The sequence below is a fragment of the Luteimonas sp. AC640a genome, from assembly GCF_979256585.1.
In genome coordinates, this window is sequence record NZ_CEEDOV010000010.1 from 123,166 (window position 1) to 147,435 (window position 24,270).

19 protein-coding genes are annotated in these 24,270 nt (G+C 66.5%); 9 read left to right on the forward strand and 10 right to left on the reverse strand.

Features of this window, described 5'->3' with window-relative positions; translation table 11 throughout:
- Nucleotides 1-107 precede the first annotated feature (107 nt).
- Nucleotides 108-1,103, reverse strand: coding sequence for a hypothetical protein (locus tag ACZ9YD_RS09685; RefSeq protein WP_465074962.1), 996 nt, complete (start codon nt 1,101-1,103; stop codon nt 108-110).
- A 223-nt stretch (nt 1,104-1,326) separates the two neighbouring features.
- A complete protein-coding gene (locus ACZ9YD_RS09690) occupies nt 1,327-1,680 on the reverse strand; it encodes an FKBP-type peptidyl-prolyl cis-trans isomerase (protein ID WP_232134171.1) in 354 nt (117 codons plus the stop codon).
- A gap of 234 nt (nt 1,681-1,914) precedes the next feature.
- Here ACZ9YD_RS09690 and ACZ9YD_RS09695 point away from each other — a divergent pair, with 234 nt between their 5' ends.
- A complete protein-coding gene (locus ACZ9YD_RS09695) occupies nt 1,915-3,789 on the forward strand; it encodes an ATP-dependent nuclease (protein WP_465074963.1) in 1,875 nt (624 codons plus the stop codon).
- Nucleotides 3,790-4,045: 256 nt separating this feature from the next.
- On the opposite strand, the gene ACZ9YD_RS09700 is transcribed toward ACZ9YD_RS09695, so the two are convergent.
- The 5 genes from ACZ9YD_RS09700 to ACZ9YD_RS09720 form a co-directional block, all read right to left on the reverse strand.
- Nucleotides 4,046-4,294, reverse strand: coding sequence for a hypothetical protein (locus tag ACZ9YD_RS09700; RefSeq protein ID WP_465074964.1), 249 nt, complete (start codon nt 4,292-4,294; stop codon nt 4,046-4,048).
- Between the two features lie 310 nt (nt 4,295-4,604).
- Nucleotides 4,605-5,330 (reverse strand): hypothetical protein, encoded by a 726-nt coding sequence (locus ACZ9YD_RS09705; protein WP_465074966.1) that lies wholly within the window; start codon nt 5,328-5,330, stop codon nt 4,605-4,607.
- Nucleotides 5,331-5,415: 85 nt separating this feature from the next.
- Nucleotides 5,416-6,234: a TSCPD domain-containing protein gene (locus ACZ9YD_RS09710; RefSeq protein WP_465074968.1), complete on the reverse strand. Its 819-nt coding sequence runs from the start codon at nt 6,232-6,234 to the stop codon at nt 5,416-5,418.
- Nucleotides 6,235-6,442: 208 nt separating this feature from the next.
- A complete protein-coding gene (locus ACZ9YD_RS09715; RefSeq protein ID WP_465074969.1) occupies nt 6,443-7,138 on the reverse strand; it encodes a hypothetical protein in 696 nt (231 codons plus the stop codon).
- Nucleotides 7,139-7,305: 167 nt separating this feature from the next.
- A complete protein-coding gene (locus ACZ9YD_RS09720) occupies nt 7,306-9,456 on the reverse strand; it encodes an adenosylcobalamin-dependent ribonucleoside-diphosphate reductase (protein ID WP_465074971.1) in 2,151 nt (716 codons plus the stop codon).
- Nucleotides 9,457-9,994: 538 nt separating this feature from the next.
- On the opposite strand from ACZ9YD_RS09720, the gene ACZ9YD_RS09725 reads away from it, so the two are divergent.
- The 5 genes from ACZ9YD_RS09725 (at nt 9,995) to ACZ9YD_RS09745 (ending at nt 14,112) form a co-directional block, all read left to right on the forward strand.
- Nucleotides 9,995-11,422 (forward strand): Do family serine endopeptidase, encoded by a 1,428-nt coding sequence (locus tag ACZ9YD_RS09725; protein WP_465074973.1) that lies wholly within the window; start codon nt 9,995-9,997, stop codon nt 11,420-11,422.
- 62 nt (nt 11,423-11,484) lie between these two features.
- The gene (locus ACZ9YD_RS09730) at nt 11,485-11,841 is read left to right on the forward strand and encodes a hypothetical protein (protein WP_465074974.1); all 357 of its coding nucleotides are present in this window, start codon (nt 11,485-11,487) and stop codon (nt 11,839-11,841) included.
- A 24-nt stretch (nt 11,842-11,865) separates the two neighbouring features.
- Nucleotides 11,866-12,378, forward strand: a complete 513-nt coding sequence (locus tag ACZ9YD_RS09735) for a phage holin family protein (protein ID WP_465075518.1) — start codon at nt 11,866-11,868, stop codon at nt 12,376-12,378.
- Nucleotides 12,375-12,968: a hypothetical protein gene (locus ACZ9YD_RS09740; protein ID WP_465074975.1), complete on the forward strand. Its 594-nt coding sequence runs from the start codon at nt 12,375-12,377 to the stop codon at nt 12,966-12,968. Before ACZ9YD_RS09735 ends, ACZ9YD_RS09740 begins: the two co-directional genes overlap by 4 nt.
- A 22-nt stretch (nt 12,969-12,990) precedes the next feature.
- A complete protein-coding gene (locus ACZ9YD_RS09745) occupies nt 12,991-14,112 on the forward strand; it encodes an AI-2E family transporter (protein ID WP_465074976.1) in 1,122 nt (373 codons plus the stop codon).
- A 39-nt stretch (nt 14,113-14,151) separates the two neighbouring features.
- Here ACZ9YD_RS09745 and ACZ9YD_RS09750 read toward each other — a convergent pair whose 3' ends face one another.
- Nucleotides 14,152-17,406, reverse strand: a complete 3,255-nt coding sequence (locus tag ACZ9YD_RS09750) for a YadA-like family protein (RefSeq protein ID WP_465074977.1) — start codon at nt 17,404-17,406, stop codon at nt 14,152-14,154.
- 156 nt (nt 17,407-17,562) lie between these two features.
- The gene (locus ACZ9YD_RS09755) at nt 17,563-19,896 is read right to left on the reverse strand and encodes a winged helix-turn-helix domain-containing protein (protein WP_465074978.1); all 2,334 of its coding nucleotides are present in this window, start codon (nt 19,894-19,896) and stop codon (nt 17,563-17,565) included.
- Between the two features lie 159 nt (nt 19,897-20,055).
- Here ACZ9YD_RS09755 and ACZ9YD_RS09760 point away from each other — a divergent pair, with 159 nt between their 5' ends.
- Both ACZ9YD_RS09760 and ACZ9YD_RS09765 read left to right on the forward strand, forming a co-directional pair.
- Nucleotides 20,056-20,769 (forward strand): HAD-IA family hydrolase, encoded by a 714-nt coding sequence (locus ACZ9YD_RS09760; protein ID WP_465074980.1) that lies wholly within the window; start codon nt 20,056-20,058, stop codon nt 20,767-20,769.
- A gap of 28 nt (nt 20,770-20,797) precedes the next feature.
- The gene (locus ACZ9YD_RS09765; protein ID WP_465074982.1) at nt 20,798-22,159 is read left to right on the forward strand and encodes a leucyl aminopeptidase family protein; all 1,362 of its coding nucleotides are present in this window, start codon (nt 20,798-20,800) and stop codon (nt 22,157-22,159) included.
- A 7-nt stretch (nt 22,160-22,166) separates the two neighbouring features.
- Here the strand turns inward: ACZ9YD_RS09765 and ACZ9YD_RS09770 are convergent, their stop codons facing one another.
- Nucleotides 22,167-22,592, reverse strand: a complete 426-nt coding sequence (locus tag ACZ9YD_RS09770; RefSeq protein WP_465074983.1) for a hypothetical protein — start codon at nt 22,590-22,592, stop codon at nt 22,167-22,169.
- A gap of 182 nt (nt 22,593-22,774) precedes the next feature.
- Here ACZ9YD_RS09770 and hglS point away from each other — a divergent pair, with 182 nt between their 5' ends.
- The gene (hglS, locus tag ACZ9YD_RS09775; RefSeq protein WP_465074985.1) at nt 22,775-24,142 is read left to right on the forward strand and encodes a 2-oxoadipate dioxygenase/decarboxylase HglS; all 1,368 of its coding nucleotides are present in this window, start codon (nt 22,775-22,777) and stop codon (nt 24,140-24,142) included.
- Nucleotides 24,143-24,270: the final 128 nt, after the last annotated feature.

Here is a 24,270-nt window from a genome sequence, read left to right on the forward strand (position 1 = left end):
CCGGCTGCGCCGCTGTCGAGAAGGCAGCGCGGGCCGAACTGTGCTGTGTCGTGCGGGCGCTTGGCCAGCGCACTCAAGCTGCGCGAAGAGTTGGGCCCGAGCCCGGCTTATGCCGCGCGGGCCACGATCCACGATTCCGGTTTCGGTGCCCAGTCGCCCTCGCCCAGCACCGCCTCGATCAGATGCTCAAGCGGATAACCCAGCATGTCGATCGCGGCCGCACTGCCGGCGTCTTCGTTGTGCGCGCTCGCCGCGAATGCGCGGAACGCGGCTTCGTCTTCGCGCGCGGCGAGTGCGGTGATTTCGCGCGCAAGTTCGTAAGCCAGCTCGACGCCCTCGCCTGCGGTGTGGAACGCCGCGCCCGACCAGAACGCCTGGATCGTCGTCGCGGTCCACCAGTCCGCATGCCGCGCGGCCATCTCGTCGGGGCGATACAGCGCCAGCCGCGGATCGGCCAGCCGCGGCAGCAGGGTGCGCTCCACGTTCACCGCAAACCCCTCGTGCAACCAGTCCGGCATCGGCAAGTGCGCGAGCAGCGCGTGAGTGAGTTCGTGGACGACGACCGCTTCCAGTTCGTCCAGCCCGTCATGCCAGCTCGCGAAATGCCCGTAGCCGGCATTGATGAAGACGCCGCTCGACATCGGCACCGCCTCGCCGTCGCCCTGGTACTGCGACACGTACGCGTAGTAATCGTCCTGACTGGCGAACACCAGCACCACGTAGCGTCCGTAACCGGTCTCGCAGGCCAGCGGTCCGAGGCTGCTGCGGATCGCCCGCATCGCCTGCGTGCAACTGCGCAGCACCAGCGCAGACTCGCGCGCCGATTGCGCCGACAGCAACCGGAAATCCGTCGCGCCCGTCTGCCGATAGTCGGCAGGCAACGCCGCGGCCAGCACGTCGAGCCAATGGGCGGCTGCGGCGTCGTAATAGGCGTGCAGCAGACGCGCGTCCGCATCGTCGGGAAGCGCGGCGTCCATCGCCGGCCAGTCGGGCACGGGCAATGCCATGTCCGTGCGCCAATGCATCTGCACCGGCATGCGCGGGTGCACGTCAGGCGCGGGCTGCGCCTCAGGTGTCTTCTTACCGAACAGCCAAGCGAGCATCCTGCTCCTCCCCGATCACGTTGCGGATCGTCGCACAGCGGGCGGCATCTCGACCGGGATCGCCAGCTCCTCGATTCCGAGCATTCTGCGGAACGTCCGTTTGCTGCCAATCCGTCGCAGACGGCACGCAAACCGCTCGCAGCCAACCCCTGCTCAGGGCTGCGCGGCCGTGCCAGGCCATCTTGGTGGACCTGGCACCGCAGGTTCGCGTGCGCTGCTGGTGTCAGGCGCCCAGCAGTTCCACGTCGAACTTCAGCGTGGCGTTGGGCGGGATGACGCCACCGGCACCGCGCGCGCCGTAACCCAGGCTGGCCGGAATGATCAGCGTGCGCTGGCCGCCTTCCTTCATGCCCTGCACGCCTTCGTCCCAGCCCTTGATGACCATGCCGCCGCCCAGGGAAAAGATGAAAGGCTCGTCGCGATCCTTGCTCGAATCGAACTTCGCGCCCTGCACGCCGTTCTCGAACAGCCAGCCCGTGTAGTGCACGGTGACGTTGCGGCCGGGCTGCGCTTCCTTGCCCGTGCCGACGACGGTGTCTTCGTACTGCAGGCCGGACGGCGTAGTGATGGAGGTCATGCGGGATCCTTGTCGAATGCGGAAACGGGGCGCGCAGTTTAGCGGGCGGGTCGGGGGCCGGCATCCTCAACCGGTTGCGACCCGCATCATGGCAAGTGAACTTGGCATCGTTAGTTGAGTGGAACTTCCCTCGTTGACCCTTTGACAACTCGCGTTATCCCTTTAACCATCCGGTGGCGCGATCTTGCGCGCGCTGGTCAAAGGGAGGGGGCCGTGCCAAACATATCGAAGCTTGTGCGAATCCGCTTGCGGAATATCGGTTGTGTCGGGGACGAAGGACTTACGGTCGAGCTGGACAATATTGTTTGCCTAGTTGGAAAGAACAACGCTGGAAAGTCCACCATCCTGCGCGCTTATGAACTCGCCGTTGGTACTGAGACTTACTCGCACACCCGAGATTGCTGCCAGTGGTGTCCGGACGACGCCCCATCTGAAGTTGAGCTTGAGGTGCATATTCCTGCTGGCATAGGCAACGTGGACGAAAAGTGGAAGCTGGCAGAGGGCGACCTCTTGGTTGTCCGTAGCCGTTGGCAATGGTCGAAGCCAGACTACAAGTCTGTCCGATCTACTTGGGACCCGGTGGCAAATGACTGGGCTGCTGAGGGGAAGGCCGGTGGCGCGGACAACGTGTTCAAGTCTCGGTTGCCGAAGCCGTTGCGCGTGGGATCACTGCAAGACGCGGAAAGCACCGAGAAGATGCTTCTCACATTGGCTTTGACGCCATTGTTGACGATGATCGAAGCTGAGCGCAGCGAAGTGACTTCTGCCCTCGCCGTTGCGTTATCCGCCGTGATCGAGCAGGTCAGGGTCATCAGCGCGGCGCACGAAGATCACTTCAACGCGATTGCCACCAAGGTGACCGAAGGATTCAAGGGTGTATTTCCAAAGCTGGATGTGCGCCTGAGCGTGGGCACCTCACCTTGGGCTCCAAAGATTGATGCCCTCGTGAAAGACGGCTCCGGGCTCCGCGTCAAAGACGGAAAGGCGAACACGACGCTTTTGCAACAAGGGACAGGAGCTAGGCGCGCCTTGTTCTGGGCGATGCTTCAGGTACATAACGAATTGACTCGCGAAAAGGAGTCACGAGAGGCTTCGAAGAAGCAAGTGGCCGCGAACCTGAAAAAGTGTAAGGACCCCGAGCAAAGTGCTGTACTCGGTGCGATTTTCGCGGCGCTTGAGGCAGGCGGGCCTCTGCCGGAAGATGCGGAGGACCCAGCATTTCCAGGCTATCTTTTGCTAATCGACGAGCCCGAAAACGCGCTTCATCCGATGGCAGCCAGAGCTGCGCAGCGCCATTTGTACAAGCTTGCCGAAAGCCCCGATTGGCAGGTCATGATGACCACGCACTCCCCGTACTTCATCAATCCGCTTGAGGATCACACGACCATTGTCCGACTGGAGAGGTCGTCATCTGAAGACGACGCTCCAGTTGCCCCAAAGACATACAGATCCGACTCCATCGCATTTTCCGCTGATGACAAGAAGAGACTCCAAGCGTTACAGCATATTGATCCGAGTTTGGCCGAGATCTTCTTTGGATCGTATCCCGTACTTGTTGAAGGAGATACGGAGCACGCCGCCTTTATTGCGTCCATCGTGGAAAAGCAGCACGAGTTGATCGAACGCGTGACCGTAGTGCGGTCGCGTGGCAAGGCAATCCTTATTCCGCTCATTGCAGTCATGCGCCACTTCAAGATCGACTTCGGGATCGTGCACGATTGTGACCCGCCCTTCACGAAGAAGGGAGATCACAACGGCATGTGGTCGATAAACCAAAGCATTCGGGAGGCAATAATCGCCGCGCGCGGGGATGGCCTCGTCGTCCGACACCGCGTCAGCATCCCCGACTTTGAGCGATTTCTTGGTGCGCAAGCCGAGTCAAAGGACAAGCCGCTCACTGCTTACCGCAATGTCACAGACGATCCCGCTCTGAGCGAGAAAGTGCAAAACCTTTTAAACGACCTGTTGAGCAGCCAACAACACGAGCCATTCCCGGACCAAGCACTGAACGGCGCAGATTATCTGACCGTTCTTCGAGAGCCGCTAATGGCATTTGCCGCGGAACAGGGCCTTCAAGAAGACCTTCGCTACAAGGGAAAAGAGACGTAGAGCCGCCCTGGCGATCTGTGGCCTTGACCCAAGGGCCTCACGCGTCCGTCATCCTTGAGGGGCGCGAACGCGACACGCGGGCTACCAAGCTGTAGAGACGGGTTCCTTCTCCAGATTAGAGCCGGGGACAGTAATGAGGCGCACCGGGCCGTTGGCGAAGTGCGGCTCTCACGCGTAGCCCCTACCTTCATGTCGCAGGTGGTGTGGATGAAACCGAGTGTTCTTGACGGTTAATCCATCGACCACGCACGCGCGATTAGAACGGCCCGCCCTCGGGCAGGGGCTCCCAGACTCCGCCCTGATCTTTCATCTTGAGCGCCTTCAACCGTCGCCGGACTATTGGCTTGCCGCGCTCGTCATAGGTCAGTTCCTTGGCAACCTTCCGGCGATAGGCGAACAGCAGCCCTGCATTCCCGGCGATCAAGACTTCAGGCCTCTCGCGAATTTCATCCAGCAGAGCGCGTGCCTGGTCACGCTGCTCGGGCGTGAGGCCCGGGCTAGTCATCAATCGAAAATCGCCGTTCGATTGGCAAGAAAAAAGCCGCCTAGCGGCGGCTTCGTTCGTCTCGTTCCACCGCGCACATAGGCAGGTCGTTAGGTGGGCAGACCGGAAACCCCTTCCAAGCAGTTGACCCGACTGAATAGATGATGCGCCCCACGGGCATGCGAACCTCGCTCGCTACCGCGGAAGGGCGCTAACTGCCGAACAGGGGTCAGAGTCGATTTTCGCCACAGATAGATAAAGCCAGCTCTCCCCTGTCTTGTTATGGCCGCTATTCTTCCGCCACTGTGAGCGCCATGGAAAATCGAAAAAACTAAAAGTTGACGTCGTTAACTGCAGGTTTCTCGTCAGGGCCACCACAGGGACGGAAAGCCTGCATTCCCTTTTGCGAACCCTGGAGTCTGAATGTCATCGAATCGAGCTCAATGTCAGTGGACCTTCGATCAAACCAGCATCGGGAAGAAACAACGCCGTTCACTATGCTGATCTTATCTGGTTCACCAAACTCCTCGGTCAAAGAAACGAGGATTGAGCTCGATTTGTTCACCGGCATTGAAACCGAATCACCGGAGGAAATGCGCGTCCTACTTACAGTCGTGGTGTGAATCAACACGCTGTCAATGACAGGCCCTCTCGCCCCTTCTTTCTTGTAAAGCACTACCTCGCCAAAAGCCGGTGAAACAGATTCGATCTCCACCCAAGACTCAAGCTCCTTGGGTTCCTTATCGCTATAGGTGTTTAGCACGCTCTGCACACTCGATCCGATTCGAGCCGACCGCAGGCCAAGCGGATAGGGGTCTTGATCACGAAACGGATTTGCGGATCGGAGCCTATCAATCTCACTCTGAGCCGACGCCAACATTTCTTCCACGTTACTTAGCTTCCTCCGAGTGGCTGTAAGTCCAGCCTCCTCATCGCGTGCTGACGTCAGTTCAGCTTCTAACTCGTCAATTCGATTTGATGAAATTGTTGAAATAATCGGCTGCACTACAGTCACAAAGAACACCGCGACCGCAGCCCCTGAAGCAAGGGCCACCATCCAAGGATGGTCACGCCAGCTCAAACTATTGATCTGCTCACCCGAAGTGACCGGAACGACCGTTCTTTTTCTTTTTGGCCGATTTCTAGCCACACTTCGAATACCCACAGTTCAAACACGTCGCACACCCATCCATCAGCACCAGCGCCTTCGTGCTGCACTTGTGACACATGGTCGCGGACGGCGGGAAGCTCGCGCCGTCGCCGGTGATTTCGATGTCTTCGGGGTGATCTTGGGTCGACGCAAAAGCGCCCTCACCCCGGCCCTCTCCCGCCGGTGCGGGCGAGGGGGAAGACCGGCGCACGTCACTGTTTTTTTTTGAGCCTTCGCGCTGTGCGATCTGCTTGCGCTTCTCGGCGATCAGGGCTTTCTGCGCGTCGGACATTTCCGGGTCGTGCATCATGCCGATGGACTTCAAATGGTCCTCGACGATCATGCCGAGCTCGGCGACCAGCGACGGCATGTACACGCCACCGGCCTTGAAGTAGCCACCCTTGGGGTCGAACACGGCGCGCATTTCCTCGACGAGGAACGTCACGTCGCCGCCCTTGCGGAACACGGCGGACATGATGCGCGTCAGCGCGACGATCCACTGGAAGTGGTCCATCGATTTGGAGTTGATGAAGATCTCGAACGGGCGGCGCTGTTCGTGCTCGGAACCGGCGTTGAGCACGATGTCGTTGATCGTCACGTACATGGCGTGTTCGACCAGCGGCGATTTGATCTTGTAGGTACTGCCGATCAGGACTTCCGGGCGCTCGATGCGCTCGTGCATGTGGATCACGTCGGCCGTGGGGAGTTCCGCCTCGACGATCTCGCGCGGGACAGACGTGCCTTCGACGGGCTTGTCTTCCGGTTTGACGACGGCGTATCCGGTGATCTTGCGGTCGATCTTGACGGCCATGGCGGGTGTCCTGGGTGGGGCTGTTGTCGGTGCGGCTTGGGACGCTTTCGGCGGCGACGGATATCGGTCGCGACAGATGTTTTGAAAGATGGGTGGCGCCTGGTTTGGGATTGGGACGTCGTTCTGCCCTCACCCCAACCCCTCTCCCAGAGGGAGAGGGGCTCGGAGCAGCCCTTCTCCATGGGAGAGGGGCTTTGAAGCAGATGGATCAGGCCTTCTTCGACGCGCGCTTGGTGGCGCCCTTCTTGGCGGCGACCGAACGCTTGGCGGTCTTGACCGTCTTCTTGGCGACGCCCTTGCGGGCGGCGACGCTGCGCTTGGCGGTCGCAGTCTTGGCGGCGGCCTTCTTGACGACCTTCTTCACCGCTTTCTTGACGGTCTTCTTGGTCGCGTTGACCTTGCGGGTGGTCGCGGCCTTCTTGGCGGCGGTCTTGCGGGTCGCCGACTTCTGGGTGGCGGCCTTCTTCGCCGGTGCCTTCTTGGCGACCGACTTCTTAGCGACTGCCTTCTTGGCCGTGGCCTTCTTCGCGGTGGCCTTCTTCGCCGTCGCCTTCTTCGCGGTCGTCTTGGTCGCCTTCTTCGCGGTGGTCTTGCCGGCGCCCTTGCGCTTGAGCGCGGCGATCTCGGACGACGCGGCGGTCTTGGCAGCGGCCAGCTTCTTCTTCACCGCCGTCACGCGCTTGCTCACGGCCTTGCTCGCCGTTTCGGCACGCTTGGTCGCGGCCTTGCGCACCTTGGTGACGCGCTTGGTGACCGTCTTCTCTGCGTCCTGCGCGCTCTTCTTCGCGGATTTCGCGACGGCGCTGGCGCGCTTCTTGACCTCGGCGACGATGTCCTTCGCCTTCTCGGCGACATCTTCGGCGGCGTGCGTCAGGGTGTCTGCAACCCCGTTTCCGTTACTCATTCTGGGTGTCCTCGTCAGTGATCTTGTACGGAGCACTTCGTCCGCGGCGGAAATGTAGCGCGAAGCCGGTGCACAGGGGAGCAGCAATTGCGGATACGACGGTGATGCGACTGCAGAGTGCGTCGCCGTTTCCGCGCCGACGTTGCCGCCGACGCGTCGCGGCAGCTTCAGAACTTGCCGTAATAGCCTTCCTTCAACGCGTCGAACAGATTGGCGGCGGTGTGCATTTCGCCGTCGTATTCGATCTGTTCGTTGCCCGCGACCTCCAGCACTTCGCCGCCTTCCAGCTCGAAGCGGTAGGTGGTGTTGGCGAGATCCGCTTCCTTGACCAGCACACCCTGGAACGCGGCGGGGTTGAAGCGGAACGTGGTGCAGCCCTTGAGGCCCTGCTGGTGCGCGTAGCGGTAGATGTCCTTGAAGTCCTCGTACGGGTAATCCGTCGGGACGTTCGCGGTCTTGGAGATCGAGCTGTCCACCCAGATCTGCGCGGCGGCCTGCACGTCGACATGCGCCTTGGGCGTGATGTCGTCGGCGGCGATGAAGTAATCCGGCAGCTGCGCGTCGGGTTCGTCCGAGTACGGCATGGCCTTCGGATTGACGAGTTCGCGGTAGGCCAGCAGTTCGAACGAGAAGACGTCCACCTTTTCCTTGGACTTCTTGCCTTCGCGGATCACGTTGCGGCTGTAGTGGTGCGCGAACGACGGCTCGATGCCGTTGGAGGCGTTGTTGGCCAACGACAGCGAGATGGTGCCGGTGGGCGCGATCGAGCTGTGGTGGGTGAAACGCGCGCCGGCCTCGGCCAGCTGGTCGACGAGATCGGGCGCGACCTCGGCGATCTTCTGCATGTAGCGCGAGTACCTGGCGTGCAGCACCTTGCCGGGAATTTCCTGGCCGAGCTTCCAGCCGTCCTTCGCCATTTCCGGGCGCTTGCGCAGCATGGCGGCGGTGACTTCGAAACGTTCTTCCATGATCGGCGCCGGACCTTTTTCCTGCGCCAGCGTCAGGCCCGTTTCCCAGCCGGCGACGGCCATCTCGCGCGCGATGCGCTCGGTGAACTCGCAGGAATCGGGCTCGCCGTATTTCATCTGCAGCATGGTCACGGTGCTGCCGAGGCCGAGGAAGCCCATGCCGTGGCGACGCTTGCGCATGATCTCGTCCCGTTGCTTTTGCAAGGGAAGCCCGTTGACCTCGACCACGTTGTCGAGCATGCGCGTGAACACCCGCACGACTTCCTTGTATTCCTCCCAGTCGAAGCGCGCGCGCTCGGTGAAGGGCTCGCGCACGAACTTGGTCAGATTGACCGAACCGAGCAGGCAGGCGCCGTAGGGCGGCAATGGCTGCTCGCCGCACGGGTTGGTCGCACGGATGGTCTCGCACCACCAGTTGTTGTTCATCTCGTTGACGCGGTCGATGAGGATGAATCCCGGCTCGGCGTAGTCGTACGTCGACACCATGATCATGTCCCACAGGTGCCGCGCGCGGACCTTGCCGTAAACCTTGCACGCGACGAGGCCGTCGTCGCGGGACACGTAGCCCTTGGTCTGCGGCCACTCGCGCCAGATCACCTGCTCGACATCGGCGAGATCGAAGTCGCCGACCTCCTTCTCGTTGATCGGAAACACCAGCGGCCAGTCGGCGTCGGTGTCGACGGCTTCCATGAAACCGTCGGTGATCAGCAGCGAGAGATTGAACTGGCGCAGGCGGCCGTCTTCGCGCTTGGCGCGGATGAAATCGCGCACGTCGGGATGGCTGACGTCGAAGGTGCCCATCTGCGCGCCGCGGCGACCGCCGGCCGACGACACGGTGAAACACATCTTGTCGTAGATATCCATGAAGGACATCGGGCCGGAGGTGTACGCGCCGGCGCCGGCGACGAACGCGCCCTTGGGCCGCAGCGTCGAGAACTCGTATCCGATGCCGCACCCCGCCTTCAGCGTGAGGCCGGCTTCGTGGACTTTCTCGAGAATGCCGTCCATCGAATCGACGATGGTGCCCGACACGGTGCAGTTGATCGTGCTGGTCGCGGGCTTGTGTTCGAGCGCGCCGGCATTGGACGTGATGCGGCCGGCGGGAATCGCGCCGCGGCGCAGCGCCCACAGGAAGCGCTCGTGCCAGTGCCGCTGCTTCTCGACCGTGATCTCGGCATCGGCGAGCGCCCTGGCCACGCGCTGGTAGGTGCCGTCGATGTCGGCATCCACGGCCACGCCCTGCTTCGTCTTGAGGCGGTACTTCTTGTCCCAGATGTCGTCCGACGCGGGCTGCATCGGAATGTCGGGACCGGAATCGGACTTCACCGCCGCGAGGCGAACCGTGCTCATGCTGCTGTGTGCTCCTGGAATCGCGCCGGTGTTGTGGGCCGGTCGCCTGTTGTATGCGTGGTGCGGACGCACTGCACCCGGCGGCGCATCAGGCGCCGTGGATCCGTGCAAATTTCGAAAGCGTGGTGCGGGTGCAGGCGCAGCGCCGGTTGCGGCCGTGAGCCGTCGTCTCCTTGGCGTTCGAACCCATCGCGTGCATCCCCTTTGCTGCGAAGTGTCGCTGAGCGTTGAAAGCCCCACGTGTTGGGAATTTCCAACATCGACACCCAATATGTAGTGGCGGCGACGGGGGTCCACGCTACGCCCGGACTCCGACCGGTGTCAACCGAAAATCCCGGCGCGCGGCGATTGTCGACAGGACCTATGACAGATGTCGGCGGCGAGCGTCCGGCGCATCATCTGAATGCGACTTTCAACACCGATTCAACCGATGCCGGCCACACTGTTGGCCATGAAGCCGGCGGTCTCGACCGGCTTCGACCCACCTTCCACGCTCCGGCGTCGATCATCCCGACCCACTGCCGACAGGGGACGCTCCATGCGCGCCAAGACCACACTTCTCGCCCTGACCTGCGCCGCTGCGTTCGGGGGCTTTGCCGCGACCGCGATCCGCGACGTGATGCAGCAACCCGCGGGCGCCACGCCGGCGACCCTTGCTGCGGTGCCGACGATGGCAGCATTGCCGACTGCGGTCGACGGCGCACCGTTGCCCTCGCTGGCACCGATGCTCAAGACGGTGACGCCGTCGGTGGTGTCGGTGCACGCGAAGCAGCGCGTACGGGTGAGCCCCTTCGGCAATGACCCGTTCTTCCGCCGCATGTTTCCGGAGTTGAATCAGGAGCGGATCAACGAATCGCTGGGCTCGGGCGTGATCGTGGATGCGCAGCAGGGCTACGTGCTGACCAACCACCATGTGATCGAAGGCGCGGACGACGTGTCGGTGACGCTGGCCGACGGCCGCACGGTGGACGCGGCGTTCATCGGTTCGGACGTCGATACCGATGTCGCGCTGATGCGGATCAAGGCCGACAACCTCACCGCGATTCCGCTGGCGCAGGACGCCAATCTGCAGGTCGGCGACTTCGTCGTCGCAGTAGGCAACCCGTTCGGCTTCGGGCAGACGGTGACCTCCGGCATCATTTCCGCGGTCGGCCGCAGCAACGTGCCGGGCGTGGGCTTCCAGAACTTCATCCAGACCGATGCGTCGATCAATCCGGGCAACTCCGGCGGCGCGCTGGTCAATCTGCGCGGGCAACTGGTCGGCATCAACACGGCGAGCTTCAACACGCAGGGCAGCATGGCCGGCAACATCGGCCTGGGCTTCGCGATTCCGATCGGTCTCGCCCGCAACGTGATGACCCAGCTGGCGACGACCGGCAGCGTGCAGCGCGGCACGCTGGGCATCGACACGCAGACGGTGGATGCGCGCATCGCCCAGGGCCTTGGCCTCGACACGCCGCGCGGCGCGGTGATCACACGCGTCTATGGCGGTTCGCCCGCGGCACGTGCGGGCCTGCGCCCCGGCGACGTGGTGGTGGCCGCGAACGGCGAGCGCATCGACAACAGCGAATCACTGCGCAACTTCCAGGGTCTGCAGGCACTCGACACGCCGGTGACGCTGGACGTGCTGCGCGACGGGCGCACGATCAAGGTGGACACGCGCCTGACCGTTCTGCCGCGCGATGGCGCGAGCGTCGACGCACGCCTGACCGGCGCGATGTTCGCCGATCTGCCCGAAGCGCTGCGGCGCCAGAACCAGCGCGCCGGCGGCGTGCTGGTGGAAAAGGTGGAGCCCGGCAGCCGTGCGTTCCAGAGCGGCCTGCGTGACGGCGATCTGATCCTTGCGGCAAACAGCGGCGAGTTCCGTGATCTCGCGGGTTTCCGCGACTCGCTGGCCGACCGGCCGTCCAACCTGGTGCTGCGCATTTCACGTCGCGGACGCATCAACGACTTGATGATGCGCTGACGCGATTCCCCCCACATGCCACGCCCTTCGCGCGGCATCGTTCAACTGACAGGAGCACGACCATGAGCCCCACTTCGACCGACGCGGTGAAGACCCATCTTGGCGAAGCGAGTTCGCACCTTGCCCAAGCTGCCCGCGATGCAGGCGCAGCGGTCAAGAACGCCGCGAGCGTGGCCGGTGACGAGCTCAAGCTCGGCCGCGCGACCGTGAAGTCCGATCTTGCCGATTCCGCGATCGCCGGCGTGGCCGCGTTCGAGGAAGGTGGCACCGCTGCCAAGGAACAGTACGACGTGCTGCTGGACAAGGGCCGTGACCTGGTCGAAAGCGCTGCCGATCTGATTCGTGAGCGTCCGATCGCTGCATTCGGCACCGCGTTCGCGGCCGGCTGGATCATCGCCAAGCTCGCGCGCAGCAAGTAAGCGCGGCGTTTCGTGACCGAGCGCGTGACCGGGGAAGACCCGCGCGAGGAACCCGCCGGCAGCGCACAACGTGCGCCCGGCGAAGCACCGCACCTCGACGAAAGCATCCGCCGCATCCGTGCGGCGGCCACTGAAACCTTCACCTCCGGACTCGACAGCGGCCGTGCCCTGCGCAAGCTGGTCGCGGCCGATATGGCCTTGTCGCGCAGTGCCCTCGGGCGTGCACTGGCATGGTCGGCCGTGTCCGTGGTGTTCGGCGCATCGGCGTGGCTGCTGGCGATGGGCGCCGCGATTGCATTGCTGCAGTCGTGGGGTCTGTCGTGGCTGGCGTCGATTTCGATCGCCACGCTGATCAGCCTGGTCGTCACCGCGATCGCCGCGTGGCGCGTCTCGGTGTTCTTCGATTACGCCGGCATGCATGCCACGCGCCGCCAGCTCGGGCGTCTGGGGATGTTCTCCGAAGCGGGACAGGACGACGAGGATGCGGACGACACGTCCCTGCCCGCGCGCGCATCGGACAAGGCGAAGGCGTCATGAATTTTGAAGGCCTCAAGAATCGCGTCGAACGTGCCGAGACGCTGGTCGACGGCCGCGTGGTGCAGACCAGCGACCGCTACCGCGCATTGAGCACGAGCTGGCGCGAAGCCTGGACCCCGCCGCGCATTCTCATCGCCGGTCTGGTGATGGGCTTCGCGACCGGTCATCTGGAGCCGCGCCGCGCGTTGACCAAGCTCGGCAAGCTGGGCGGTCCGAAGTCGATCCAGTTGCTCAGTGCGTTGTCGGGCCTGCTGACCTCGGTGCAGGCGACTGTCGCCGCGGCAACTGCGGAGAAGGCGGCCGAGACTGCGGACGACGCTGCGCAGACGGCCGATGCCGCCGCGGACAACGTGGCGGCGAAAACAGACGGCACTTCGGACACGCAGGCAGCTGCGGCAGCGGGTGCTGCTGCGGCCGCGCAGGTCGTGGCCGCTGGCGGCACGCAGACCCAGCGCACAACACAACCGGGCACCACGCCGGACGCGGGCACTTCGGTGCCGCGCACGGATCGCGGTCGCCCCGACCCGGTGTTGTCGGAGCAGCCGCGTCCCGCCGAAGCGGCGACCGAACTGTCGGAATCCGGGCGCTGAGCGCCCGACGCGCTGACTGCCGATGAGCACCCCCATCAGTCCCCCGCCGGCGGACGACGCACCGCTGCCGGTAGCGACGCCAGTCGCGCCACGCCCGCGCGCATCGACGGCCATCATCGTGCTGGCGACGCTGGCCGTACTGGCAACGCTATGGGCGGCGCAAACGGTGATCCTGCCGATTCTGCTGGCCGTGTTCTTTGCCCTGGTCGGCAACCCGGTGTTGCGCGCACTGCGGCGCCTGTGGATCCCACGCTTCGTCGGCGCCTTGCTGCTGCTGAGCCTCGGCATTGCCGGCGCCGGCGCACTCGGCCTGCAGCTCTACGGCCCCGCCAGCGAGTGGGTGCAGGACGCGCCGAAGACCTTGCGCACACTCGCGCCGCGCCTGAAGGCGATGACCCAGCCGGTGCACCAGGCCAGCCAGGCGGCGGAATCCTTCGCCCGCGCCACCGAGGATCGCCCGCAGCGTCGCGTGCAGATGGTGCAGATCCAGGACAACAGCTCGTGGCGCACGATCGTCGCCACGCCCAAGATGCTCGCGTCCGTGCTGGCTGTCGTACTGCTGACGTTCTTTTTCATGGTCTACGGCGAAAACCTGCAACGCAATGCGATCGCGATGCTGCCCGATCGCCAGCGCCGCAAGCTCACCGTCGACATCATGCAGTCCATCGAACACGAGATTTCGCGTTACGTGCTGACGATCTCGATCATCAACACGGTGCTCGGCGCGGTGTTCGCCGGCATCGTGTTCTGGATGGGTCTGCCGCTGCAGGAGGCACTGCTGTGGGGGACCGTCGTCGCGCTGCTGAACTTCGCGCCGTATGTCGGCCCGCTGATCGGCGTGCTGCTGATGCTGCTGATGGGCTTCGTCAGTTACGAGGGCACCTGGCCGAACGCGGCCTGGGCGCCGGTGATTCCGGCGGCGGTGTATCTGCTGCTGCATACGATCGAGGGCCAGTTCGTGACCCCGATCGTGCTCGGCCGCCGCATGGCGATCTCGCCGCTGATGCTGATCCTCGCGCTGATGCTGTTCGGCTGGATGTGGGGCATCGTCGGCCTGCTGCTCGCGGTGCCGCTGATCGTCTGCGTCAAGCTGGTGCTTTCTCGGGTGGAAGGATTCGAGGGCTGGGCGCGGTTGCTGGAATGAGTGCGTTCTGCGCCGGCACAGCCGGCGCAGCCCGTCACGTCACCAGCTAAAACCGGCGCCTGCCGACACGCTGCTTTCGCCACCCGCGATCGCGCCGCCCAGCGAGACGCTTGCGCGATTGCCGATCGCACGCTGGTAGCCGATCGCGATCGCCTGCTCGCCGCCCTGTCCACCGACGCCCACGCCGATGCGGTTACGCCCGGCGAGTCCCGACGTGTTGCTCGCCATGCCCGCGTACGCACCACTCATCGCGCCCATGCGGTCGATGCGCCGATCCTGGTGGCGCATGCGGTCGTCGATCTCACCGCGCAGCGCGGAGAAGTTGTCTTCCCAGGCGGCGAAGCGGCTGTCGGTGTAAGCATTGGCGCTCTGCAGCGTGCGCGCATCGCCTGCATTCACCTGCGCGACGTTGGCGGCGTCGGTATCGCGGACGCCCTGGGCAACGTTGGTCACACGACGCTGCTGATCGGCATTGCCGACCGACACCGTATTCGCCTCGTCGGCAATTGCGCCTTGACCGAGCGCAACCGCACCCTCGGCGCTGACGCGTGCACCCTGCCCCACGGCCGTACCCGATGCCGCCTCGACGCGTGCGTCGGCGCCGACCGCGACTGCGTTGGATGCATCGGCAGTGATCGATGCGTTGCTGCCGAGCGCGGTGCCGCCCTCGGCCTCGACCACCGCGCCATGCCCGACCGCGGTGTCGTTGCCGTCGACCGCCACGCTGTCGTTGCCGACCGCCAGGCCGTCGCCACGCCCCGATGGCGGCGCAGTGACGCCACCACCGCCACCTCCGGTCTCCAGCGCACCGATCCGGCCATCGAGTCCGGCGATCACGCCGTCGAGCGCCCCCAGCGCATCGCCGACGTTGCCGTAGTGGCTGCCCTGGATCGTGAACACACTGCCGATCAGACGACCGCCGGCATCGACGACCGTGCCGCCGCCGAACGCAGTCGCGACCGATTGCATCGACGCATGCACCTGCGCGCCGTTGACCGCATCGCGGCTCGACGCGTTGATCGCGCCGGCCGCCACATTGCCCAGTCGCGTGCCGTCCTCGCCCGCCAGGGTGACGCTGTCGCGCCGGTCGTCGTCGTAGGCCACCGCATTCGCAGCCACGCCTTCGATGTCGCCGATGCGGTCCTCAATGCCGTCGACACGTCCTTCGACAGCGCCCACGCGCTGGTTGGTCTCGAAGAGCTGGTTGCCGGTCACCGCATCGGTGCTGTCGGCCGCGACGTCGCCGTCGGCGAGGTGGGTCAGCACCGTGCCCTGCGCGCCGGCGAACGTCACCCGGCCGCGGCTCGCATCGTCGTAACCGATCGCGTTGTCGGCGACTTCGCCCACGCGTTCGGCGACCGCGCTGAGCTGGTCGAAGTTGACCGCATCCGTGCCCTGCGTGCCGGCGGCGAGATTGACCAGCTGCCGTTCCGCGCCCGCAGCACCGATCGACACCGTATTCGCGCGATCGGCGAACGCGCCAGCGCCGAGCGCGACACTGCCGATCGCGGTGGACCACGCATCGGCGCCCAACGCCAGACTGCCGTCGCCGTCGGACTGGCTGCGGAATCCCAGCGCCACGCTCTGCACGCCATACGCACGCGACGCCTGGCCGAGCGCGGTGGCGCTGTCGGCATACGCACCGGCGCTGCCGCCGACCGCCAGTGAGCGGATCGCACCGGCCGCCGCACTATGGCCGATCGCGGTCGAGTGATCAGCCGCCGCCGTCGCCATGACGCCTACAGCCGTCGTCGAATGCCCTTGCGCACTGCCGGCGATCGACACCGACTCTTCGCCGCCGGCATAGGCGCCCGCGCCGATCGCCGTCGACGCGTATTCCAGTGCGCGCGCGCCCGCGCCCACTGCCGTGCTCTCGCGGCCTGAAGCGATGGTCGAGAACTCCTCCATCTCCCAGGTTTCGCCGTTCATCACGTAGTACTGGCCACCGATCGCAGTGGCGCTGTCGGCCGAGGCCTGCGCGCCGGCACCGAATGCGCTGGCGTAGTCGGCGGACGCTGCGCTGTTGAAGCCGATCGCGGTCGTGTGCTTCTCGTAGGCGAACGCGCCGCTGCCGAAGGCGGACGCGCCGAGCGACGCGGCCAGCGCGCCAGAGCCGGCCGCGGTGCCGTAGTCGCCCATCACGGTCGCGGGCTGCTGGTTGTCCGGGCCGCCGGTCGCTTCGAAGTATTCAGCGTACCGGGTCGCATCGCGCAGCTGGGCGAGGTTCACCGCGTCGGTGCCCTCCGTGCCGGCGGCGACGTTGACCAATTGCCGCTCCGCGCCCGCGCCACCGATCGAGACGGTGAAGTCGCGATCGGCGACGGCATTGGCGCCGAGCGCGACACTGCCCGCCGCAGTCGAGAATGCATCGGCGCCGAGCGCCATGCCGCCTTCGCCGGTCACCAGGCTTCGAAAGCCCAGCGCCACGCTCTGCGCGCCATAGGCCTGCGCCGCTTGCCCGAGTGCGGTGGCGCTGTCGCCGAACGCCGCGCTGCCGCCACCCACCGCCAGCGTGCGCATTGCACCGGTCGTGGCGCCCTTGCCGATCGCGGTCGAATGATCGGCGCCCGCGGTCGCCATGACACCGACCGCCGTCGACGAGTCACCGCGTGCGCTGCCGGCGATCGACACCGACTCCTGGCCGCCGGCATAGGCACCCGCGCCGATCGCGGTCGACTGGTATTCCAGCGCGCGTGCGCCGGCGCCCACGGCCACGCTCTCGCGGCCCGATGCGATGGTCGCGAACTCTTCCATCTCCCAGGTTTCGCCATTCATCACGTAGAGATGGCCGCCGATCGCGGTCGCACTGTCGGCGCTGGCCTGCGCGCCGGCGCCGAATGCGCTGGCATAGTCGGCCGATGCCGCGCTATTGAAGCCGACCGAGGTCGTGTGCTTCTCATCTGCGGAAGCGCCACTGCCGAACGCCGACGCACCGGGTGCGCTCGCGGCCGCGCCCGAGCCGGCGGCCGTCGCGAGTTCTCCGGCGGCGGAGGCGCCCAGGTCGCCACTGGCCTGGAAGTAGCGATCGTTGTCCGCCGGCGGATCTTCGTCGGCAACGTCGGCAACGTCGGCGGCGCGCGCCGTAGTCGGTGCCCGTTCCCGCGAGAGCGCCGGCCTCGTGTCGGCTGCCGGCAGCACGGTCACGGCGGTCGGCGCATCCGCGCCTGCAACATCGTCCTGCGCGATGGCGACTTCGCCGACGGCCGCGTGGTGGAGATCGGAGGTCTGCGCACGCGCCTGCGGCAGAACGGAAACAAGTGCGGCAATGGCGAGCGCCAGGGTCGTACGGGTCATGATCGGCTTTCCCTCAGGGACACGGTGGCGGCGGAACGGGGGTTCCACCTGCGTCGCCGCGACGTGCGGCAACGCCCGATCCTTGGCGCGCGGCGCGGGAGAGGGCCATTCCTGGCACGTTACCGATTCATTACATCGCCATTTTTCCGTTCTCTTTCAGAGACCTGCGCCGCCCTGCGATACGCGCGCGGGCGGCGGTCTCTGCAGCGCGACCGGGATGACACGCTCGCCGGCCAGACGTTTCGCGTCCTGCAATGCGATCGACCAGGCATCGGCCTGTCCGAGCGCGTGCAGCAGCCGGGTCTGCAGCAACGCCAGATCGAAATCCTGGCGCGCCCAGGGCGCGATGCGCCCGACCAGTGCCGTCGCCTCGGCGCGGTCATCGTGGGCCAGCAGCCACACCGTGCCGGCATAGACGGCCTGGGCGACTTCCTCCGGCACGCCGTCCTGCTCGGCGCGTACCACCGCGATGCGGTAGGCGTGGCCGGCGTCGGCGTCGCGGTCCTGCGCCTGCGCAGTCATCGCCACCAGCAGCCAGTCCCAGGCGTAGCCGGTGTCGTCCGACGCCGGCCGCGGCGCCTCGTCGGCACGCAAGGGCAGGCCGGCCTCCAGCGCGGCCTGGTGCCGCATCCAGCGCACCCGGAACAGCCGCTCCGCCCGCGCTTCGGCATGCCATTGGGTCAGTACGCCGTCGGCGATCCGGACCGCTGCCGCGGGCTCACCGCGGCGCCAGGCCATCTCGATCCGCAACGCATCGGCGCGATGCAGATCACTGTTGAGCGTAGGCCCGGCCGCCTCGGAATCCAGCATCGACTCGGCCGCAGAGAACGCGCCCTGCCGGACCATCGCCTCCGCGCGGCCCAAGGCGATGTTGGTCAGCTGGCTCGGATCGGAAATGCGTGCGCGCAGCGCCCAGGCCTGCTCGATGCTCGCGCGGGCCTCGTCGGGCTGCAGCAGCAACAGCCGGGTTTCGGCCAGCGCCACCGACATCGACACCAGTTCGTAGATCGCACCGAAACGACGGAACTCGCCGAGCGTGCGGGCGATATATTCCGCCGCCTGCGCCGGCCGCCCACGCACCTTCTCCAGAAATCCCAGGCTGGCGTCGACGCGGGCGACGGCAAGCGGATCGCCGGTCCGTGCGGCCAGGATGCGCGCCTGGCCCAGATCCTCGAGCGCGCCGTCGTAATCCCCGAGCAGCGAGCGGACCATGCCCCGGCCGTTGAGTGCGTCGCCCTGCAGGACGATGTCGCCCCCGGGCCCGACCAGCGCCAGCACCTGGGTGTAGTCGCGTTCGGCGGACGCGCGATGGTCGAGCCTGCGATCGATGCCGGCCCGCAGCAGCAGCACCTGGGCTCTGAACAGTGGCGTCTCGGCGGCTTCGATGCGCAACAGCCGCTCGACCTCGTCGCGCACCTTCGGATACAGACCGGCGCGGAAATCGACCTGGGCCAGCCGCAGCCGCAGGTTCGGGTCATTGCGCTGTGCGGCAGGCGCCTCGGCCAGGATGCGCCGGGCGGCATCCAGTTCGTTGCTCAGCAAGGCGGCCTGGGCGCGCTGCAGCCGTTCGCTGAGTCCGGCATCGACGTCCGGTCCTGTCGCATCACGGCCCAGCGCGGCCAACAGGCGACCGCAGGCCTGGTCGGCAGCGCGGACCAGATCGGCGTGCTCGCCGAAGGCATGTCGCGCTGCGTCGTCGCGGCCTTCAGCGGTGATCTCCACTCGCCAGCCGGAACCGCGCCGCATCGCCCGGCTGTGGACCACCCAGTCGCCGGCAACCTCGTCGCGCAGTCGGGCAGGTTCGATCCGCTCGCCGCTATGCGCGTACATCAGTGACAGCACACTGTCGCTGGCCGCCACCGGCAGGCCGGCGCGGCGCAGACGATCGCCGATGAAATCCATCAGCCCTAGTCGCGCCCAGGCGATGTCGGCGCCCTGTTCGAGCTCTGTGGGCAGCACGATGAACGCGCCCGCGCCCGGTTGTGGTGCCGGATCCGCGTCCGGCCGGGCGGTCACCCACCACCACGTTGCAGCGGCCAGCAGCGCGATCGCGAACAGCACTGCGATCCCGCGCCAAAGGCGCCGCGGGCGCGCAACCGGGCTCGGCGCGGATTCGGCTGCCGGCGACGGCGCTTCGTCCATTCCGGACTCCGGCGCAGGCTGTTCCGCGGCGGCCACCGGCACCACCTCCGCGACCCAACGGAAGCCGAAGCTCGGCACCGTCCGGATGACCCGCTGCTCCTGGCCGTCGTCGCCGACCGCGCGGCGCGCACGCAGGATGATCTGGCTCAGCTGCGCATCGGAGACGTTGTCGCGCGCGAAGATCGCCATCGCCAGTTCGTCGCGCGACACCGCCCGCTCGCGATGCTCGAGCAGATGCTGCAGACAGGCGAAGACGCGCGCGGGCACGACGACGGCCAGACCGTCATGGCGCAACTCGCGTGCATCGCAGTCGAGCAGGTACTCAGAGAATCGGTAGGCGTTCGGCATTGGCATCGGGAATGGCGAGCCGCTCGCAGTCGCCGCGATCAGACGGCGACGGCTCCAGCGCGCCAAGTATGACCGAAGGCAGTCGCTGCGCCCGCTGCTGAAGGGCCTGCGCCGCGTGCGCCACGAGGCCTGCATCGGGCACTCGTTACAATGTCACCCATGACGTTTCCCATCCGCGCCATCACCCTCGACCTCGACGACACCCTGTGGCCGTTCGCGCCGATCGGCGTGCGGGTCGAGCAGACGCTCGACGCGTTCCTGCGCACGCACAGCCCCGCGACCGCGGACATGTATCCGGTCGAGAAGATGCGCGATCTGCGCACGCGGGTGTTCGCGGAGAACGGGCATCTGATGCATGACCTGTCCGCGTTGCGGCAGCTGACCATCGAACACGCGCTGCGCGACAGCGGCGGCGATCTCGGGTTGCTGGATGCGGCGTACGAGGTGTTCTATACCGAGCGCAACAAGGTCGAGTACTACCCCGACAGCCTGGCCGCGCTCGAGCGCATTGCGACGCGGGTGCCGGTGGCGGCCGTGACCAACGGCAACGCGGATCTCGATCGCGTGGGCATCGGCCATCTGTTCGCGTTCACCCTCGGCTCGCGCGAACACGGCGTGGCCAAACCCGACGCGAGCATCTTCCACGCCGCCTGCGATCGACTGGGCTGCGCGCATGGCGACGTGCTGCACGTCGGCGACCACATCGAGATGGATGTCGCCGGCGCTGCGCGCGCGGGTCTGCGCACCTGCTGGATCAATCGCGAAGACCGGCGCTGGGAACATCCCACGCTCGCGCCCGATCTCGAATTCGACACGCTCGCCGCGCTCGCCGACTGGCTCGATGCCGCCCCGCCCGTCGCCGACCGCATCTGACACGCTGCACTTGAAACAGGTTCCCGCCATGACCGATACCACGACCGATCTTTTCGCCACCGCCTCGCAGGACGCGCGTCCGCTGCACATCGTCGCGCGCGACGGCTATGCGGCCTGGCGCGACACGCAGCCGGCCATCGTGCAGGCCTGGCTCGATGCGCAGGCCTTCGATGCGGCGCCCGGTGCGCTGGCATTGCTGCCGGGCGACGGCGGTCTCGACGGCGCGGTGATCGGCATCGGCGATGCGCTCGACCCCGACAGCTACGCGCATGCGGTCTACGGGCTGCCGGAAGGCGACTGGCGTGTGGCCGGCGCGCACGATGCGGCGACGCTGCAGCTCGGCTGGGGCCTGGGCGCGTACCGGTTCACCCGCTACAAGACGACGGCACGCAAGCCGGCGCGGCTCGCAGTCGATGCGCCCGATGCCGAGACCGTCGACGTCATCGCCGCGACCACGCGCGTGCGCGACCTGGTCAACACGCCGACCGAGCACATGGGCCCGGAGCAGATGGAAGCGGTGGTGCGCGGGATCGCGGATGCGCACGGCGCGACCTTCGAGAGCATCGCCGGCGACGCGTTGCTCGAACAGAACTTCCCCGCGATCCACGCTGTCGGCCGCGCCTCGCATCGCGCGCCGCGCCTGCTGCATCTGACCTGGGGCGCCGCCGCGCATCCGCACATCGCGATCGTCGGCAAGGGCGTGTGCTTCGACACCGGCGGGCTCGACATCAAGCCGGCCGACGGCATGCGCAACATGAAGAAGGACATGGGCGGCGCGGCGCACGCGATCGCGCTGGCCGAACTGGTGATGGCGCGCAAGCTGCCGCTGCGCATCACGTTGCTCGTACCGGCCGTCGAGAACGCGATCGGCCCGGACGCGTTCCGCCCCGGCGAAGTGATCGCCACGCGTCAGGGCATCAGCGTCGAAATCGACAACACCGACGCCGAAGGCCGCCTGGTGCTGTGCGATGCGCTGACCTTCGCCGGCGAGCAGTCGCCGGATACGATCCTCGATTTCGCCACGCTCACCGGCGCTGCGCGTATCGCGCTCGGCCCGGACCTGCCGGCGCTGTTCTCCAACAACGATGCCCTGGCGAACGCCTGGATCGCCAGCGGTGAAGCGACGCGCGACCCGGTGTGGCGCATGCCGCTGTGGCGGCCGTACCTGCGCTACCTCACCAGCGGCATCGCCGACATCGCCAATGCCGGCTCACGCATGGCGGGCTCGGTCACCGCCGCGCTGTATCTCGAGCGCTTCGTGCCGGCCGAGACACCGTGGGCGCATCTCGACACCTACGCCTGGAGCGACAGCAGCCGTGCGGGTCATCCGCAGGGCGGCGAGGCGCTGGGCCTGCGCGCAGCGTGGGCGTTGCTGAAGTCGCGCGTCTGACGCAGCGTCAGCGCAGCCAGCCGCGACGTGCGGCGCCGCGCGCGAACAGCCACATCGCCGCGACCACCAGGACCAGCAGCAGCGGCAAGCCCAGACCGCGCATGCCGGTCAGCGACCAGACGGGCGTCAGCGCGTAGCTGGCGACCATCTGCACGACGATCGCGACGCACGACACCCGCAGCGCCGGCTCGGCCCAGCGGCGCGCGAACAGCAGCGCGATCGAGCCAGCAGAACCTGCAAGCGTCGCCAGACCGAACAAGCCGTAGACCCACAGCGGCATCGCCGCATTGATCTGCTGCTGGTCGAGCGGCAGCGCGGCACGCTGCTCGGGCGTCATCGACACCTGCAGCACGAACACCAGCAGACCGAACAGATTCCACAGCAACGCAGTCAGCGCGACCACGCGGGCGCCCAGCGGCATGGGGATCTGCATCGGTCGGTCCTCGGTGTGCGCAGCGGCGGTGGCATAGCCTAGCAGCGCCGCGCGTCGCCCCATCTGCAGTTCGCAGCCTGAAGCGGACACGACGCAAGTGCGCACGAGGTTCCCGCGGGCGCCGCTGACAGGCGAAAATGCGCGCTTCGCCGGGGAACGCCCGGTCCGCCCCCCGGTCCCCGATGAACGCTTCGACGCCGCTGTCCCCCGACGAGATCCGCAGCCTGTTCGCGCAGGCGATGTCGCGCATGTATCGCGACGAAGTGCCGCTATACGGCACGCTGATGGAACTGGTGTCGGAGGTGAATGCAGCGACGCTGGCCAACGATCCCTCGCTGGCCGCACGCCTGCAGCGCAGCGATGCGCTCGACCGGCTGGATGCGGAACGTCACGGCGCGATCCGCGTCGGCACGCCGCGCGAACTCGCGACGCTGCGTCGCCTGTTCGCGGTGATGGGCATGCATCCGGTCGGCTATTACGACCTCGCCGTCGCCGGCGTGCCGGTGCACGCGACCGCGTTCCGTCCGGTCGACGCCGCGGCGCTCGCGCGCAATCCGTTCCGGGTGTTCACGTCCCTGCTGCGGCTGGAACTGATCGAGGACGCCGCGCTGCGCGATGAAGCCGCCGCGATTCTCGAAGCCCGCGAGATCTTCACCCCGCGCGCGCTCGCATTGATCGGACGCTTCGAGCAGGCCGGCGGACTGAGCGCTGACGAAGCCACCGAATTTGTTGCCGAAGCGCTGGAGACCTTCCGCTGGCACAGCGAAGCCACCGTGTCGCACGCGACCTACCAGGCGCTGCTGTCCGCGCACCGCCTGATCGCCGACGTGGTCTGCTTCCGCGGCCCGCACATCAACCATCTGACCCCGCGCACGCTCGATATCGACGCTGCGCAGGATGCGATGCAGGCGCGCGGCATCGACGCAAAGGCGGTGATCGAAGGCCCGCCGCGCCGGCGTTGCCCGATCCTGCTGCGCCAGACCAGCTTCAAGGCGCTGCAGGAACCGGTGCTGTTTCCCGCCGGCGACAGCGCCGACGCCGGGACGCACACTGCGCGCTTCGGCGAGATCGAACAGCGCGGCCTCGCGCTGACACCCAAGGGCCGCGCCCTCTATGACAGCCTGCTCGCGCGTGCACGCGACGCGGGTGGCGCCGGCAGCACCGGCGATTACGCCTCGCGCCTGGCCGCCGCGTTCGAAGATTTCCCGGATGACGACGACACGCTGCGCCGCGAGGGTCTCGGCTATTACCGGTATGCGCTGACTGATGCCGGACGTGCGGATCCATCGGCCATCGCGCGCGGCAGCATCGACAACGCGATCGCAGCCGGCTTGGTCACGGCCGACCCGGTGGTCTACGAGGATTTCCTGCCGGTCAGCGCGGCCGGCATCTTCCAATCGAACCTGGGTGGCGGCGAACAGCGCGCCTTCGCGGCGCAATCGAATCGCGACGCGTTCGAAGCGGCGCTCGGTGCGCAGGTGCACGACGAGTTCGAGATCTATGCGCGGATCGAGCGGGATTCTCTGGTGGCGGTGGGGCTGGAAGGCTGAGTCGCTTTCAGCCCTCCCCCGCGTGCGGGGCATTGCGCCCTTTACGGGTGGAGGGTTGGGTGGGGGCAAACCGTCCGACGCTCGAAACCCAAGCACGTGCGTCGACACCATAGGAGGCTTCCGCGACC

Bases quoted from the DNA above. Each gene is read 5' to 3' on its own strand.
- ACZ9YD_RS09685 (WP_465074962.1), bottom strand. From the start codon at position 1,103: ATGCTCGCTTGGCTGTTCGGTAAGAAGACACCTGAGGCGCAGCCCGCG.
- ACZ9YD_RS09690 (WP_232134171.1), bottom strand. From the start codon at position 1,680: ATGACCTCCATCACTACGCCGTCCGGCCTGCAGTACGAAGACACCGTC.
- ACZ9YD_RS09700 (WP_465074964.1), bottom strand. From the start codon at position 4,294: ATGACTAGCCCGGGCCTCACGCCCGAGCAGCGTGACCAGGCACGCGCT.
- ACZ9YD_RS09705 (WP_465074966.1), bottom strand. From the start codon at position 5,330: ATGGTGGCCCTTGCTTCAGGGGCTGCGGTCGCGGTGTTCTTTGTGACT.
- ACZ9YD_RS09710 (WP_465074968.1), bottom strand. From the start codon at position 6,234: ATGGCCGTCAAGATCGACCGCAAGATCACCGGATACGCCGTCGTCAAA.
- ACZ9YD_RS09715 (WP_465074969.1), bottom strand. From the start codon at position 7,138: ATGAGTAACGGAAACGGGGTTGCAGACACCCTGACGCACGCCGCCGAA.
- ACZ9YD_RS09720 (WP_465074971.1), bottom strand. From the start codon at position 9,456: ATGAGCACGGTTCGCCTCGCGGCGGTGAAGTCCGATTCCGGTCCCGAC.
- ACZ9YD_RS09725 (WP_465074973.1), top strand. From the start codon at position 9,995: ATGCGCGCCAAGACCACACTTCTCGCCCTGACCTGCGCCGCTGCGTTC.
- ACZ9YD_RS09730 (WP_465074974.1), top strand. From the start codon at position 11,485: ATGAGCCCCACTTCGACCGACGCGGTGAAGACCCATCTTGGCGAAGCG.
- ACZ9YD_RS09740 (WP_465074975.1), top strand. From the start codon at position 12,375: ATGAATTTTGAAGGCCTCAAGAATCGCGTCGAACGTGCCGAGACGCTG.
- ACZ9YD_RS09745 (WP_465074976.1), top strand. From the start codon at position 12,991: ATGAGCACCCCCATCAGTCCCCCGCCGGCGGACGACGCACCGCTGCCG.
- ACZ9YD_RS09750 (WP_465074977.1), bottom strand. From the start codon at position 17,406: ATGACCCGTACGACCCTGGCGCTCGCCATTGCCGCACTTGTTTCCGTT.
- ACZ9YD_RS09755 (WP_465074978.1), bottom strand. From the start codon at position 19,896: ATGCCGAACGCCTACCGATTCTCTGAGTACCTGCTCGACTGCGATGCA.
- ACZ9YD_RS09760 (WP_465074980.1), top strand. From the start codon at position 20,056: ATGACGTTTCCCATCCGCGCCATCACCCTCGACCTCGACGACACCCTG.
- ACZ9YD_RS09765 (WP_465074982.1), top strand. From the start codon at position 20,798: ATGACCGATACCACGACCGATCTTTTCGCCACCGCCTCGCAGGACGCG.
- ACZ9YD_RS09770 (WP_465074983.1), bottom strand. From the start codon at position 22,592: ATGCAGATCCCCATGCCGCTGGGCGCCCGCGTGGTCGCGCTGACTGCG.
- hglS (WP_465074985.1), top strand. From the start codon at position 22,775: ATGAACGCTTCGACGCCGCTGTCCCCCGACGAGATCCGCAGCCTGTTC.